Origin of the sequence: Paenibacillus sp. UNC451MF (genome assembly GCF_000686845.1) — a bacterium.
In the GTDB taxonomy this organism is placed as follows: Bacteria; Bacillota; Bacilli; order Paenibacillales; family NBRC-103111; genus Paenibacillus_S.
The window spans coordinates 205962-218153 of sequence record NZ_JMLS01000003.1; the positions used below are offsets into that span (position 1 = coordinate 205962).

Annotated in this window: 13 protein-coding genes; 8 read left to right on the plus strand and 5 right to left on the minus strand. The window is 44.5% G+C overall.

The genetic code is table 11. The annotated features are described in order from the left end of the window. The first annotated feature begins 61 nt into the window (after positions 1–61). The 3 genes from BP97_RS0106435 to BP97_RS0106445 all read left to right on the plus strand — a co-directional run bounded on the left by BP97_RS0106435 (position 62) and on the right by BP97_RS0106445 (position 3225). Positions 62–862 (plus strand): hypothetical protein, encoded by an 801-nt coding sequence (locus tag BP97_RS0106435; protein ID WP_028548359.1) that lies wholly within the window; start codon positions 62–64, stop codon positions 860–862. Between the two features lie 195 nt (positions 863–1057). Then, the gene (locus BP97_RS35490) at positions 1058–1894 is read left to right on the plus strand and encodes a glycerophosphodiester phosphodiesterase family protein (protein WP_231506231.1); all 837 of its coding nucleotides are present in this window, start codon (positions 1058–1060) and stop codon (positions 1892–1894) included. Positions 1895–1911: 17 nt separating this feature from the next. Beyond that, on the plus strand, positions 1912–3225 hold the full coding sequence (locus tag BP97_RS0106445) for an ABC transporter substrate-binding protein (protein WP_028548360.1): 1314 nt from the start codon (positions 1912–1914) through the stop codon (positions 3223–3225). A gap of 136 nt (positions 3226–3361) precedes the next feature. On the opposite strand, the gene BP97_RS0106450 is transcribed toward BP97_RS0106445, so the two are convergent. From BP97_RS0106450 to BP97_RS0106460, 3 genes are all read right to left on the minus strand, one after another. Beyond that, positions 3362–4348: a YpdA family putative bacillithiol disulfide reductase gene (locus BP97_RS0106450; RefSeq protein ID WP_028548361.1), complete on the minus strand. Its 987-nt coding sequence runs from the start codon at positions 4346–4348 to the stop codon at positions 3362–3364. An 84-nt stretch (positions 4349–4432) separates the two neighbouring features. Further along, positions 4433–5014, minus strand: a complete 582-nt coding sequence (locus BP97_RS0106455) for a class I SAM-dependent methyltransferase (protein WP_051620413.1) — start codon at positions 5012–5014, stop codon at positions 4433–4435. Positions 5015–5092: 78 nt separating this feature from the next. Continuing rightward, on the minus strand, positions 5093–6325 hold the full coding sequence (locus BP97_RS0106460) for an NAD(P)/FAD-dependent oxidoreductase (protein WP_028548363.1): 1233 nt from the start codon (positions 6323–6325) through the stop codon (positions 5093–5095). A 147-nt stretch (positions 6326–6472) separates the two neighbouring features. Here BP97_RS0106460 and BP97_RS0106465 point away from each other — a divergent pair, with 147 nt between their 5' ends. The 4 genes from BP97_RS0106465 to BP97_RS0106480 all read left to right on the plus strand — a co-directional run bounded on the left by BP97_RS0106465 (position 6473) and on the right by BP97_RS0106480 (position 8599). Beyond that, positions 6473–6700, plus strand: coding sequence for a hypothetical protein (locus BP97_RS0106465; protein ID WP_028548364.1), 228 nt, complete (start codon positions 6473–6475; stop codon positions 6698–6700). Positions 6701–6711: 11 nt separating this feature from the next. After that, on the plus strand, positions 6712–7134 hold the full coding sequence (locus BP97_RS0106470; RefSeq protein WP_231506232.1) for a spore coat protein: 423 nt from the start codon (positions 6712–6714) through the stop codon (positions 7132–7134). 135 nt (positions 7135–7269) lie between these two features. Then, positions 7270–7704 (plus strand): L-fucose mutarotase, encoded by a 435-nt coding sequence (fucU, locus tag BP97_RS0106475; RefSeq protein ID WP_028548366.1) that lies wholly within the window; start codon positions 7270–7272, stop codon positions 7702–7704. An 85-nt stretch (positions 7705–7789) separates the two neighbouring features. After that, the gene (locus tag BP97_RS0106480; RefSeq protein ID WP_197035417.1) at positions 7790–8599 is read left to right on the plus strand and encodes a hypothetical protein; all 810 of its coding nucleotides are present in this window, start codon (positions 7790–7792) and stop codon (positions 8597–8599) included. A gap of 78 nt (positions 8600–8677) precedes the next feature. Here the strand turns inward: BP97_RS0106480 and tkt are convergent, their stop codons facing one another. Next, positions 8678–10696 carry a transketolase gene (gene tkt / locus BP97_RS0106485; RefSeq protein ID WP_028548368.1) on the minus strand — a complete coding sequence of 673 codons (2019 nt, stop codon included), beginning with the start codon at positions 10694–10696 and terminating at the stop codon, positions 8678–8680. 116 nt (positions 10697–10812) lie between these two features. On the opposite strand from tkt, the gene BP97_RS0106490 reads away from it, so the two are divergent. Further along, complete coding sequence (locus tag BP97_RS0106490; protein WP_028548369.1) at positions 10813–11706, plus strand: LysR family transcriptional regulator; 894 nt, start codon at positions 10813–10815, stop codon at positions 11704–11706. 22 nt (positions 11707–11728) lie between these two features. Here the strand turns inward: BP97_RS0106490 and BP97_RS0106495 are convergent, their stop codons facing one another. Then, the gene (locus tag BP97_RS0106495; RefSeq protein WP_028548370.1) at positions 11729–12190 is read right to left on the minus strand and encodes a nucleoside deaminase; all 462 of its coding nucleotides are present in this window, start codon (positions 12188–12190) and stop codon (positions 11729–11731) included. Positions 12191–12192: the final 2 nt, after the last annotated feature.

Below are 12192 nucleotides of genomic sequence, written 5' to 3' on the forward strand. Positions count from 1 at the left end.
GATCCCAAATGGTTGATTAAATCATCCAACTTATGAAAATGATACGGAGGTTAGGATTCATATGTTTAACATCACCAATCGGAAAGTACAAGGGTTCCAACCTGTGTGGGCGCCTTTCAATGGATTTTCGCTTTTATTTGATAATCCTGGGCATAGTTATGTTACACTGAACGATGGCTCGAATTTCGAGAGAGTTAATTGTCAATATGGAGAAAGCGAGACCGCTTTATATAGTTCGCTTTGGAATGTAGTGGGAAATGCTAAGCATTTGTCCCACAAGTTCCTGTTATGTCATTTGCCGCTGCATTCTTATCATGTAACCGTTTGGGATGGGATCAATGATTATAATGTTCACAACCTGTCGGGACAAGATCAAGAAGAAGCAGATGAATTATTACGATCTCTTCCATACTCAAGCTTGATGGAAAGCTCATTACTAGACTCTGATGCTATGACTAGCTTGATGAATTCTGAAAGCATAACATTTAAGTTCGAGATGCTTGAAAACTGGAACAATAGCGGGGTCGTTGCGAGGGTTCAGCCTGCCGATTCTGAATCGGCTGCAAAACTAAAGACTATGGAAAAGAATAGGGACACATTGAATCAATATGTTCAGAAACGTTTCGGTTTTGCTACAGCGACTGCTGTGTATAAGCCACATGTTTCGGTCGGCTACTTCGCTAACAAGGAACAAGGGGCCCAATCACAAGAAGCAATAGAAGAATTAAATGCAGTGCTTGAACAGGAACTGAAAGATCAGCGGATAATCTTCTCAGGCATTAGTTTATATGGGATGACGGACATGGCAACATTTATAAGAAAGAAAACCAATAGATCATGCGGATTTACGAATAATTCATAATGCGATGACACTCCCATAACATTTTGAGTATATCTTATAAAAGTATCTTAGTTTTCATTAAAGTAATCGATTAATCTTTTGTGATAAAATATTAGCTCATTGAATAATAAGCCTAAAGAAGTACCAGCTTTTTTTTAAGTCAAAAAGTAATCGATTACTTTATTATGAACAATAGAGGAAGGAAGAATGGCGACTATGACACAAGATAAATTTGCTGAAGTGTACTCATTGTTTAATGACCCCAGTGCGCGTACCTTGACGGTATCACATCGAGGAGATTGGCGGCATTATCCTGAAAATTCGTTAGCAGCTGTACAGTCTTGTATAAATATGGGGATAGACATGGTAGAAATTGATGTCCGTAGAACTAGGGACGGTCACTTGGTGCTTATGCACGACAAAACAGTGGACCGGATGACCAATGGTTCGGGAAAGGTATCGGATTTAACACTTGAACAAATACAAAAGTTGTTTCTTTATGACGGTAAGGGAGGTGGGGAAGCACAGTTAACAAGTAGGAAAATTGCTACACTTGAGGAGATCATGCTGCTTGTTAAAGGAAAAATGATGATTAACCTTGATAAATGTTGGGATGTCAGAGAAGAGGTCTATGATGTTTTGGTAAAAACGGATACACTGTCACAAGGTTTATTCAAGAGCAGTTCAGACTATGAGGAAGTAGAGGACTTTTTGAATAATAAGCTGGTTCGACCTGAGTACATGCACGTAATCGAAGAATTTAATGTGGATCAATTAGGTAAAGTGTTGAGCGTAGTTAAACCAAAAGCGTTGGAGCTTGTTTATCCCACTGAAGCTAGTCCTGTGATCTCTGTGGCAAATTTCAAACAACTAAACGGAAAGCATCGAATATGGGTTAATGCCATTCAGAAAAAGCTTTGCGGAGGATACGAAGACACTCCTTCAGGATGGGATTGGATGGTCCGTTATGGATTTAATATGATTCAAACGGATTGGCCGCTAGAATTGAAGCAATACTTGGAACAAACAAGCATTAATGTTAATACGAATTGAAGGAGTGGAAATCTTAAATGCTTAAAGCGGGCTTTAATCGACTAGGATCAATCCTGTTAGGTCCCCTTGTACTTATAACTCTTCTGAACGGCTGTTCATCAAATACTCAGGATTCAACTGCTTCGGCAGTCGGAAAATCGGCGGATCATCAGCCTGTTACCATTTCTGTCGGGATCAAAACTCAAGGATATTTAACGGATGAGGAGTTTAATCGTTACATTGTCGAACCTGTGAAAAAACAATATCCCTGGATAACGGTGGAGAAAGTCATCTACAACGCTAAAGGTACCAAACTATCGGAGCTTGTCGCTGCGGGAAATGTGCCTGATATTGTAATTACTAATAATGTTAATGGAATGCCAGAATTTCTTGAATTGGATCTTGCCGCTCCACTTACGGAGTTGATCCAAAATCACAAATTTGATGTAACTAAAATCGAACCTCAGGCTATCGAAGCTGTAAAAGCTGCAACGCTAATGAAGGATCTTGCCGCTCTTCCTTACTCAAGAAATTTTCAGACATTGTATTTTAACAAAGATATATTCGATAAGTTTGCAGTACCGTATCCAAAGGACGGGATGACTTGGGAGCAGGTCACGGATCTTGCCAAGCTGTTGACGCGGCATGACAATGGAACCCAGTTTCGTGGACTTGAACCCAATGTACCGGAACGACTGGCTTCACAGCTCTCATTACCGTTCGTTGATCCAAAAACAAAAAAATCGACACTAAATTCAACAGAGTGGAAGCAAGTCATGGATAGGATGATTACGATTCATTCGATCTCTGGAAACGAGCAGATTTTGTATAATAAAGAGGCCGCTGACTTGTTTTATAATAAACGCACCTTAGCTATGCTGCCTGACATTAATTTATTCGGTGATCTAAGTCAATTTAAGGATTTAAATTGGGATATGGCTTCTTTTCCTACATGGAATCATCTTCCGGGTGTCAGTCCTGGAATTGATGCGCACTTAATGGTGTTGACCAAAACAAGCACGAAGAAGGATGATGCATTTCGCGTAATGTCCGCTGTATTATCTGATGAAGTGCAGTTGGACATGTCCAAGCAGGGAAGATACAGCGTGTTAAAAGATGCTAAAATTAAAGAAGCGTTTGGTAAAGATTTGACGTGGATGGCGGGGAAAAACATTCGTGCGGTTAATATGACACCGGCAAATCCTTATCCTCAGACTGAATATGATAAAGAGGGAATCAACGCATTAAGGAGCGCATTAACGAGTGCTATCAAGAATGGCAAGGACTCCAATACGGTATTAAGAGAAGCTTCAGAAGCTTTCGATAAAAAGATAGAGGAATTGAAGAAGTAAATAAAGCGGAATTGTCCCCCAATTGGATATAGTAGATAGGTTGTCTGCTGCAGATTGAATCATAATCAAAAAAGAAACGGCCGTCGGTTTGCTCCGAGTAGGCCGTTTCTTATACTTTATTCGTGAAATGGTTAGCTTATGTAGTCGAATGAGCTTGTGATGCAATATGCTGGGCAATCATTACGCCATGCAGCCGACCGCTCTCAATAAACACTTCGTTAGCGTCGCTGCCTGAAGCGGCAACACCAGCTATGTATAAGCTTTTTACAGTCGTTTCCATCGTGTCAGAATCATAGAGCGGCGCCGTTTGGGCTTCGTCTAATTGTACTCCGGCATCGGTTAGCATGGAGCGATCTGGTCGAAAGCCGGTAAGTGCGAGTACAAAGTCATTGTCGTGCTGCTTCTCTGTACCATTTTCCAGAATGGTAACAAATCGGTCATCAATAGAGACAACTCGAGAATTGAACATCATCGTAATTTTCCCTTTGCTCACCATGCTTTCAAAAATCGGCCGTACCCAAGGCTTGATATTAGGCGAGTACGCTTCCCCTCGATATACAACGGTGACTTCTGCTCCTACTCGTAAGAGGTCCATTGCTGCGTCAATGGCAGAGTTGTTGCCTCCGATAATAACGACCTTCGTGCAGCTGTAAGGATGTGCCTCGCGGTAATAATGAGTTACTTTGGCTTTGTCTTCTCCAGGGATGCCAAGCATGTTCGGATGGTCAAAATATCCCGTAGCCACGATAACATATCGTGCTTGAGCCGCATATGTGCTTCCGAATCGGTCACTTACAGTAAGCTCGAAATATCCATCCTCTGTTTTACGTATAGCGTCCACACTGTGATAGGATTGCACTCTTACTTGGCTGCGCAGAGCCGTGCTTCGGTAATAATTCAACGCTTCCAGGCGAGAAGGCTTTTCGTTGGGTGTCGTAAAAGGAATTCCGCCTATTTCCAGCAGCTCCGGCGTACTGAAGAAATGCATATAAGTCGGGTATAGGCTTATGGAATGCGCTATGCAATTTTTTTCAATGATGAGCGGGTTGATGCCGATCTTCTGCAGCTCGATAGCCGCGGATAAACCGCAAGGGCCGGCCCCGACGATAATAACTTCCTCCATAGGGAAACACCTCGCTTGTCGATTACGTTAATGCGTATGCACATTACACTTTTATAGTAACCGATCAAGAGTAAGGATGCCAAGTCAATAACCCCTTTTTTGACATACATAGACGAAGGCAGGAGGAATATTCAGCATGACGAATTGGATGGATAATATGTCAAAATGCGATTGAAGCTGTTTTTTCATCTGTAGTGAGTATTGAAAAGCAATGAAATAACCGTTTGGTTTTAAGGACTGGTAAATTTGTTCTACAAGTGATTCACGAAGCGACGGTTGAAAGTTGGCAAACGGTAAACCGCTAATGATGCAATCGACCTGCTCCATGCCTTCACTTCGAATGGATGCAGACAAGCTTAACGCATCGGAGTAGGTGTTTGAGTCAGGATACTGAAACGTGAGCTGCTTGCGCAAATAAGGATCCCTTTCGAATAGGAACGCTGTTGTTCCCGGTTTCATCGCTTCATGGATTGCTCGGGTGATGACCCCGGTTCCACAGCCCAGTTCAGCTACACTGCCGATTTCACTCCAAGGGACATTGTCTATCATTTTGTTAGTTAAAAATCGGGAGCTTGGAGTTACACTGCCGATAGATCTGGGAGTACGAATAAATTGATAAAAGAATTTTACTTTTTCCATAGCCGCAGACGGCAGATTGGCATTCATTCCTTGTCCTCCTTTTTCAGATATACCAATTATATCTTAAACTAGGAGGCATAACATGAAACTTAGCTGAAAAAATTCTTAAGAATGCGAAAGTTGTCTGGAAGGGCGGTCAAAACGGAACAAATAAGCATCCGGATGAAACCCGTTAGTGATGAGAGAGCTTAGGATTTGTCCGGCAATCGTACTATAGACCGTTCCATTGCCACCGTAGCCCAAAGCAAAATAGCAGTGGGGGAACGCTTCCTGCGGTCCAATGAGTGGAAAGCCATCATGTGTGGAGCCAAAAGTAGCTGACCAATAATATTCAGCCTTAAGCTCTCCGAGTTCTGGGAAAAGCTTCTTAGCCTCTTCTAACAGCAGATCTTTCTTTCTGAGCAGCATGGAGTCTCGCTCTTTAGGATTGTTCGTACCCTCATCCATCCCCCCGACGACTATGCGGTTATCGACTGTTGTACGTAAGTATAGATAGGGTCTTGCCGTTTCCCATAACAGACATTGATCAAACCAACCTGGAAAGCTTTCCAGTTGCTGGGTAGCCATTGCGTATGTACTCTCTAAAAATGCATTGGAATTGTGCTTCAATTGCTGTGCTTCATATCCAGTTGCAATAATGGCTTTGCTTGCCGTGATGGTGCTTCGATTCTTGGTGTGAAACACAAGATGGTTCTCATGGGCAATATGACTTATGATCTCCGTGTTAGTATAGGCACGGAGTCCGAATTGACTGCAAAGCGCTTCAATCAGTCTATTGGATAGCTTGTAGGGATTAAAGTCCGCATCGCCCTCGCTGAATATTGCGCCGGGTTTACTGAAGGAGAAGTGACGGGATATTTGCTCTGGTCCCCAATAACCTACTGAAAAGCCGTGCTTTTGCAGCAGCTCAAATTCCTTTTGCAACGATCCGATATCTTTTTCTTTGGATGCGACATAAAGACAGTTTCTATTTCGATAATCGGCATCCAAATTCAATTCTGAGCATATTCTTCCCAGCTCGCTAACGGCTTGTTTGCACAGCTGGTAAAATCTTACCCCGTTTCGTTCACCGAAGGAGTTAATGCATGAAGTCAGCGTTTTATCATTGCTGCATTGAAGTATGCCGGAATTGGCTGCTGTAGTTCCCGCCCCTATGGATCTCTTCTCTACAAGGACTGTTTTTACTCCTTGCTTCGTTAAGTAGTAACTGCAAAGCGCACCGGCTACTCCGCCCCCTATGATCAGAACATCACATTCAATATCGTCATCTAAAGCTGGGTATGCGGGAGGATTAGGCAGCGTATCCGGCCATAAAAGCTTTCCAGTAAATAAATCCATAATAAGGCTCCTTCTTCTAAATTAGGTTGTTTCTAATATGCTTTCACCTGCTTCTTTTATTATTCAACGTTAAGGTGAATAGATTTTCTTGATGAGTGGGCATTATAAATCGGGTTGATTAATTGATGATCAAGGAGGGAATGACCCATGAAGCAGCCGTTAACTTCTAAGGAATTGGATTACATTGTGGATTCCATGTCTAATGAAGACTTATTGATTAAACAATGCGCAGTGCTTACTTCAACAACGCATAATCCAGCAACGCATTCGTTATGTATGGAGATGGTATCCTTACATAAGCAGCACTATCAGTCGCTAATGCAATCCTTGCATCAGCATATGCAGCTAGCGCCAATGCAGCCGCAAACCAATTAAATGAGGTGATTATGTTGCAACAATCCATGTCTTTTACCCCATATTCCGGTCAGTCGCAGCAGCATGCATCTTTACCTGAAAAAGATCTGCTCTACACAATATTGTGTGACTTGAAAAGAACAAGTCGCGAATATACGACCGCAGCAACGGAAGCTAATTGTATGGGAGTGCGTCAAATGTTTACTTCCTTACTGCACAGCACTTTGCAAATGCAGGGCAGTGTTTATCAATTGATGTCTCAGCAGTATATGTATAACACTTCATCCTCAGCAATGCGTCAAGATATTGAGAAACAGATCCGCAAACACCAGCAGGATGAGCAGCAAACGAACCAATTCATTAACAATGCACTACATGGTCCTTCTCCATACTCCAGTTACTCCTCCGGGAGCGCAGGATACGGGAATACACAGCAGCAGCCTTATATGATGTAATGCTTGCTTGAAAATGAGACGTTCTGGGGTGAAGCAATGCTTCCGGGACGTCTTTTTGGTATGTATTGACAAGCTCTTATTTTCCCGTTTAGGATAAATGAGAATTAGTTGCTAATAGAAAGGAAGAAAAACGATATGTTAAAAGGAATTCCTTCAATTCTTTCCCCGGATTTGTTGAAAATACTTATGGAAATGGGTCATGGTGACGAGATTGTGTTAGCAGACGGCAATTTTCCGGGAGCAAGTCATGCACAGCGATTAATTCGTTGCGACGGACACGCGATTCCCGAGTTACTGGATGCGATCTTGACGTTTTTTCCACTCGATACCTATGCGGATCATTCCGTAGCCTTGATGGAGGTTGTTCCTGGAGATCCTGCTGTTCCGGTCATTTGGGATGAATACAGGGAATTGATCGACAAACACGATCCCCAAGCAGGAGAGCTAAGGCAGGTAGAGCGCTTTGCTTTTTACGATCGTGCCAAGCAGGCTTATGCTGTGATCGCGACAGGAGAAAAGGCGTTATACGCCAATATCATTTTGAAAAAAGGCGTTGTCGTTGAATCCTAGCATGAATGCATTCAAAGGTTCATAGAATAGAACAATAGATTGATTGATTCTATGAAATGCTAAGAATGACGGAGGAGCCATCGGTATGGTTGCGCGAATGCTAAGAAGTGTCATCGGTTGGCCGGTCAGGTCGCATCTTCCCATGTTACTGGCCGCTTTTCTACTAGGAAACTTGCTTGCCATATTATTCTCGGTTGTCCAGCCATCCTCTACTTTTCAACTGCTTCAGCACTATACATATCAGGAAACGATGGCATCCAACGGAGTCAGGTTGTATTCTATTCAGACTGTCCCGCAAAATATCGTATTGAAGCCGATCACATCAAATGTTTCACTTACAGCGGATTACGGGATTAACGGTGGTTTTTTTTGGAACGGAGATTTGCTTAGCATTGCCGTCATGAACGATCAGCCCTTGAAAGGCGAGCAGGACGATTATGGTTCAGGCTGGTACAATATTGATTATCCTAAAGGTACGCTTGTATGGGATGAGATAACGAGACATTTTTCCGTTCAAGTAGTGCAGGACGCCCATCAAATCAAGGTAACAGATAAGCAGCATTACTGGGCGCAGGGTGGAGTTAGTATGTCTCTCGGTCGCGACGCTCATTGGGTTGATCAGGCCCTATCGGAGGATATGCCTGCTTTCGATGAAGCAAGACTGAGATCGGGTGCAGTCTACGACGACCGGCAAAATGTATGGCTCGTTGTGACGGATAAGCCTTGTACAGTTGAGCAATTCCGTGCCGCTGTCGTGGAGAAGATCGGGAAAGGTCGACTGGTAGACGGCATATTCCTTGACGGAGATGGCTCCAGTCAAATGAATACCTCACAAAAAGTATTAAAGGGCGACTCGCGGGAAGTATACCAAATGCTAGCCTTGAAAAGAAAATAAGCAGGGAAGAGAACCGTCAAATGCTGCGTGAAAAGACCGATAGTTCCACATTAGGAACTATCGGTCTTTTCATTTTACTTAACCTAGAAGAGCTTTAACACGAGCGACGACATGCTCTACAGTAAACCCGTATTCTTTCATAACGAGGGAAGCTGGTGCGGAAGCACCGAAGCGGTCAATGCCCATGATGTCTCCCTTAGTACCGACATACTGATGCCAGCCTTGTGGAGAAGCCATCTCTACAGATAGTCTTGCTTCGACATCTGGAAGAATGACGGAATCTTTGTACTCTTGTGTTTGTTGATTGAAGAGCTCCCAGCTTGGCATGCTGATGACACGGACATCGATGCCTTCCTCAGCCAGCTTCTGTTGCGCTCCAATAGCAAGCTGCACCTCTGAGCCCGTCGCGATAATCTGTGCCTGCGGCTTGCCGTTCACGGCATCAGAGATTACGTAAGCACCTTTTCCTAAGCCTTCCGCTCCCAAGGAAGCTGAGCTTTCAAGGATCGGCAGTGCTTGACGAGTCAAGATCAAGGCAACTGGACCAGATTGATTCTGCACGGCATATTTCCAAGCTATGCTGGTTTCGTTAGCATCTGCCGGACGAATCACGGTGATGCCAGGGATGCAGCGCAGAGCTGTCAATTGCTCGATAGGCTCATGGGTTGGACCGTCCTCACCGACCGCAATACTATCATGTGTGAACACGTAGATAGCAGGAAGCTTCATAATCGATGCCAGCCGAATCGCCGGACGCAGATAGTCGGAGAAGACGAAGAAGGTAGCTACAAAGCCGCGAACGCCTTGGTGAAGCTGCATTCCGTTCAAAGCTGCACCCATTGCGAATTCCCGAACGCCGAAGAAAATATTGCGCTGGCTGTAATCATTCCGAGTTAACCGACCTGAACTTTTGATGTTCGTCTTTGTGGAGGTTTCCAGATCTGCAGAACCTCCTAGCAGGTGAGGAACATTTTTCGCAAGGCCGTTCAATGCATTCTCGGAAGCGGAACGTGTAGCGATAGCCTTGTCGCTGCTTGTATAGAAAGGTAGATCAGCATCCCAGCCTTCAGGTAGCTGTCCGCTGATTGCGGTATCGAACTGCTGCGCCAATTCTGGATGTGCTTGACGATACTGCTCGTATTTAGCATTCCAGTCTGCTTCATGTGCAGCGCCTTCCTGCTGGAATTGGGCGAAATGCTCTTGGACATCCAGTGGAACATGGAAATCGGGTTCATTCGGCCAACCATAAAAATCCTTGGTCAATGCCGTTTCAGCTTTACCTAAGGGTGCGCCGTGAGAACCGTGTTCTCCCGCTTTGCCGCTTTTGTTCGGGCTTCCGTAACCGATCACCGTTTTAACCTCGATCAGGGATGGGCGAGGGTCTGCTTGAGCTGCTGCGATAGCTTGGTGAATGGCAGTAAGATCGTTGCCATCCTCAACCCGTTGGACATGCCAACGGTAGCTGCTGAATCGCTGCTGTACATCCTCAGAGAAGGAAAGGCTCAAGTCGCCGTCCAATGAAATGTCATTGGAATCGTATAGTACGATTAATTTGCCTAATTGCAAATGGCCAGCAAGAGAGGCTGCTTCCCCAGTGATCCCTTCCATCATGTCGCCGTCGCCACAAATCGCGTAAGTATAGTGATTGACAATATCGAAGCCTTCACGATTGTAGGTTGCAGCCATGTGCGCTTCAGCCAGAGCCATTCCGACTCCCATCCCAACACCTTGACCTAGGGGACCGGTTGTTGCGTCGACACCGGCCGTATGCCCATACTCCGGATGACCCGGAGTCAAGCTGCCCCATTGACGGAATTTTTTCAACTCTTCCAGTGGAAGATCATAGCCAAAGAGATGAAGTAAGCTGTACAGCAGCATGGAACCATGTCCTGCGGACAAAACAAACCGATCTCTGTTAATCCAATTGGGATTACCAGGGTTATGCTTCATAAATTTCGTCCAAAGCTCATAGGCCATTGGAGCGGAGCCCATCGGCATGCCGGGATGGCCTGAGTTAGCTTTGTCAATAGCGTCGATAGCAAGTGTCCGAATCGTGTTTACTGCTTTTTGCTGAATCGTAGTATGAATCAAAGTCATTTGTTAAACATCCTCCTTAAGTAAGTAGAAGTTGTGCTCAACTATGATTATAATGGGAAACAAAGATATATATGAAATCGATATTATACATACGACCTATAGATGGGAGTAATGACATGATTGCGAATTTGGAGCTGTACCGTGCCTTCTATTGGACGGCTAAGGAGCAAAATTTATCACGTGCGGCAGAGCGGTTGTATATAACACAGCCTAGTGTTAGCCATGCCATCAAGCAGCTGGAGACAGAGCTTGCCGTCATTCTATTTCATCGCGGAGCAAAGGGAGTTCGGCTTTCAGAGGAGGGACAGCTATTATTTTCACAAATAGAGAAGGCGTTTCAATTCATAGAAACGGGGGAGAGGCAAATTGCGGAGTTCAATAACCTGATGAGAGGGGAATTGCGGCTGGGGAGCAGTGATTCGCTGTGCAAATACTTTCTGCTGCCGTCCCTGGGCCTTTTTTGCAATGATTATCCTCAAATTCGTCTTGATCTGGTTCATGGCACAACACCGGAAATCATTCAAAATGTAAAGGAGGGAAGGATCGATTTTGGTATTGTCCGTTTACCGATTGAAGATAGCACTCTGAAAATTATGGAGACAATAACGGTTCAGGACTGCTTTGTAGCGGGTCCAAGATATTTTCATTTAGCTAGACAGGAAATGTCTTTAATTGAGCTCACAGCCAATCCGCTCATCCTGTTCTCTAAGAACAGCAGTTCCCGCCGGTTTATTCAAGATTTTGCTCAAGCTCATGGAATCACTATGGAACCGGAAATCGAGCTGGCCAGTGTCGACCTGCTAATCGAGTTTGCGAAGGCTGGACTAGGGATCTCTTTTGTAACCAAGCAGTTCGTTCAATCGGAGCTGGAATCCGGCAAGCTGGCAGAGATAAAGCTGAAAGAACAAATTCCCGAACGTAAGATCGGAATAGCTTTATTAAAGAATCGCCGTCTATCCGCGGCCGCTCAAATGTTCTTTCAGCAATACCTCCATGTCGAGCTGTCTTAAATCATTTAGGCATGGACTCACATTACAAGTTGTTTTTCAGCTTATATAGTTCCAGAGGATTGTTAGACGCTGCAGGCACTATTCTTGTAATCGGAAGCGTTTGCTCATCTAGTGGGAGGGACAACTGATGGTATACATGCTTGGTGCTAAGACCGATTTGTGCCGCATCTTCTTCGGTGTATGCGTAATATACGGCTTTGGCTCCTGACCAATAGATCGCAGCTAGACACATGGGGCATGGTTGGCCGCTTGCATAGATTTCGCAATCTGTAAGTTCGGCACTATTCAGGGTACGGCATGCCTCGCGAATCGCTTGCATTTCTGCATGAGTAGTCGGATCATACGTGGAGAGAACCTCGTTGACCCCGGTGGCGATGATGCTGCCGTTTTTGACGATAACTGCTCCGAATGGTTTTCCGCCGTTGTGTAATGTGTTTTCGTAGGCAAGATCAATCGCTTTTTGCATAAATTCAGTCGATTTCATTG

What these genes read in the sequence shown, in the direction of transcription:
- BP97_RS0106435 (WP_028548359.1), top strand. Translation starts at nt 62, where the DNA reads ATGTTTAACATCACCAATCGGAAAGTACAAGGGTTCCAACCTGTGTGG.
- BP97_RS35490 (WP_231506231.1), top strand. Translation starts at nt 1,058, where the DNA reads ATGACACAAGATAAATTTGCTGAAGTGTACTCATTGTTTAATGACCCC.
- BP97_RS0106445 (WP_028548360.1), top strand. Translation starts at nt 1,912, where the DNA reads ATGCTTAAAGCGGGCTTTAATCGACTAGGATCAATCCTGTTAGGTCCC.
- BP97_RS0106450 (WP_028548361.1), bottom strand. Translation starts at nt 4,348, where the DNA reads ATGGAGGAAGTTATTATCGTCGGGGCCGGCCCTTGCGGTTTATCCGCG.
- BP97_RS0106455 (WP_051620413.1), bottom strand. Translation starts at nt 5,014, where the DNA reads ATGAATGCCAATCTGCCGTCTGCGGCTATGGAAAAAGTAAAATTCTTT.
- BP97_RS0106460 (WP_028548363.1), bottom strand. Translation starts at nt 6,325, where the DNA reads ATGGATTTATTTACTGGAAAGCTTTTATGGCCGGATACGCTGCCTAAT.
- BP97_RS0106465 (WP_028548364.1), top strand. Translation starts at nt 6,473, where the DNA reads ATGAAGCAGCCGTTAACTTCTAAGGAATTGGATTACATTGTGGATTCC.
- BP97_RS0106470 (WP_231506232.1), top strand. Translation starts at nt 6,712, where the DNA reads ATGTTGCAACAATCCATGTCTTTTACCCCATATTCCGGTCAGTCGCAG.
- fucU (WP_028548366.1), top strand. Translation starts at nt 7,270, where the DNA reads ATGTTAAAAGGAATTCCTTCAATTCTTTCCCCGGATTTGTTGAAAATA.
- BP97_RS0106480 (WP_197035417.1), top strand. Translation starts at nt 7,790, where the DNA reads ATGGTTGCGCGAATGCTAAGAAGTGTCATCGGTTGGCCGGTCAGGTCG.
- tkt (WP_028548368.1), bottom strand. Translation starts at nt 10,696, where the DNA reads ATGACTTTGATTCATACTACGATTCAGCAAAAAGCAGTAAACACGATT.
- BP97_RS0106490 (WP_028548369.1), top strand. Translation starts at nt 10,813, where the DNA reads ATGATTGCGAATTTGGAGCTGTACCGTGCCTTCTATTGGACGGCTAAG.
- BP97_RS0106495 (WP_028548370.1), bottom strand. Translation starts at nt 12,190, where the DNA reads ATGAAATCGACTGAATTTATGCAAAAAGCGATTGATCTTGCCTACGAA.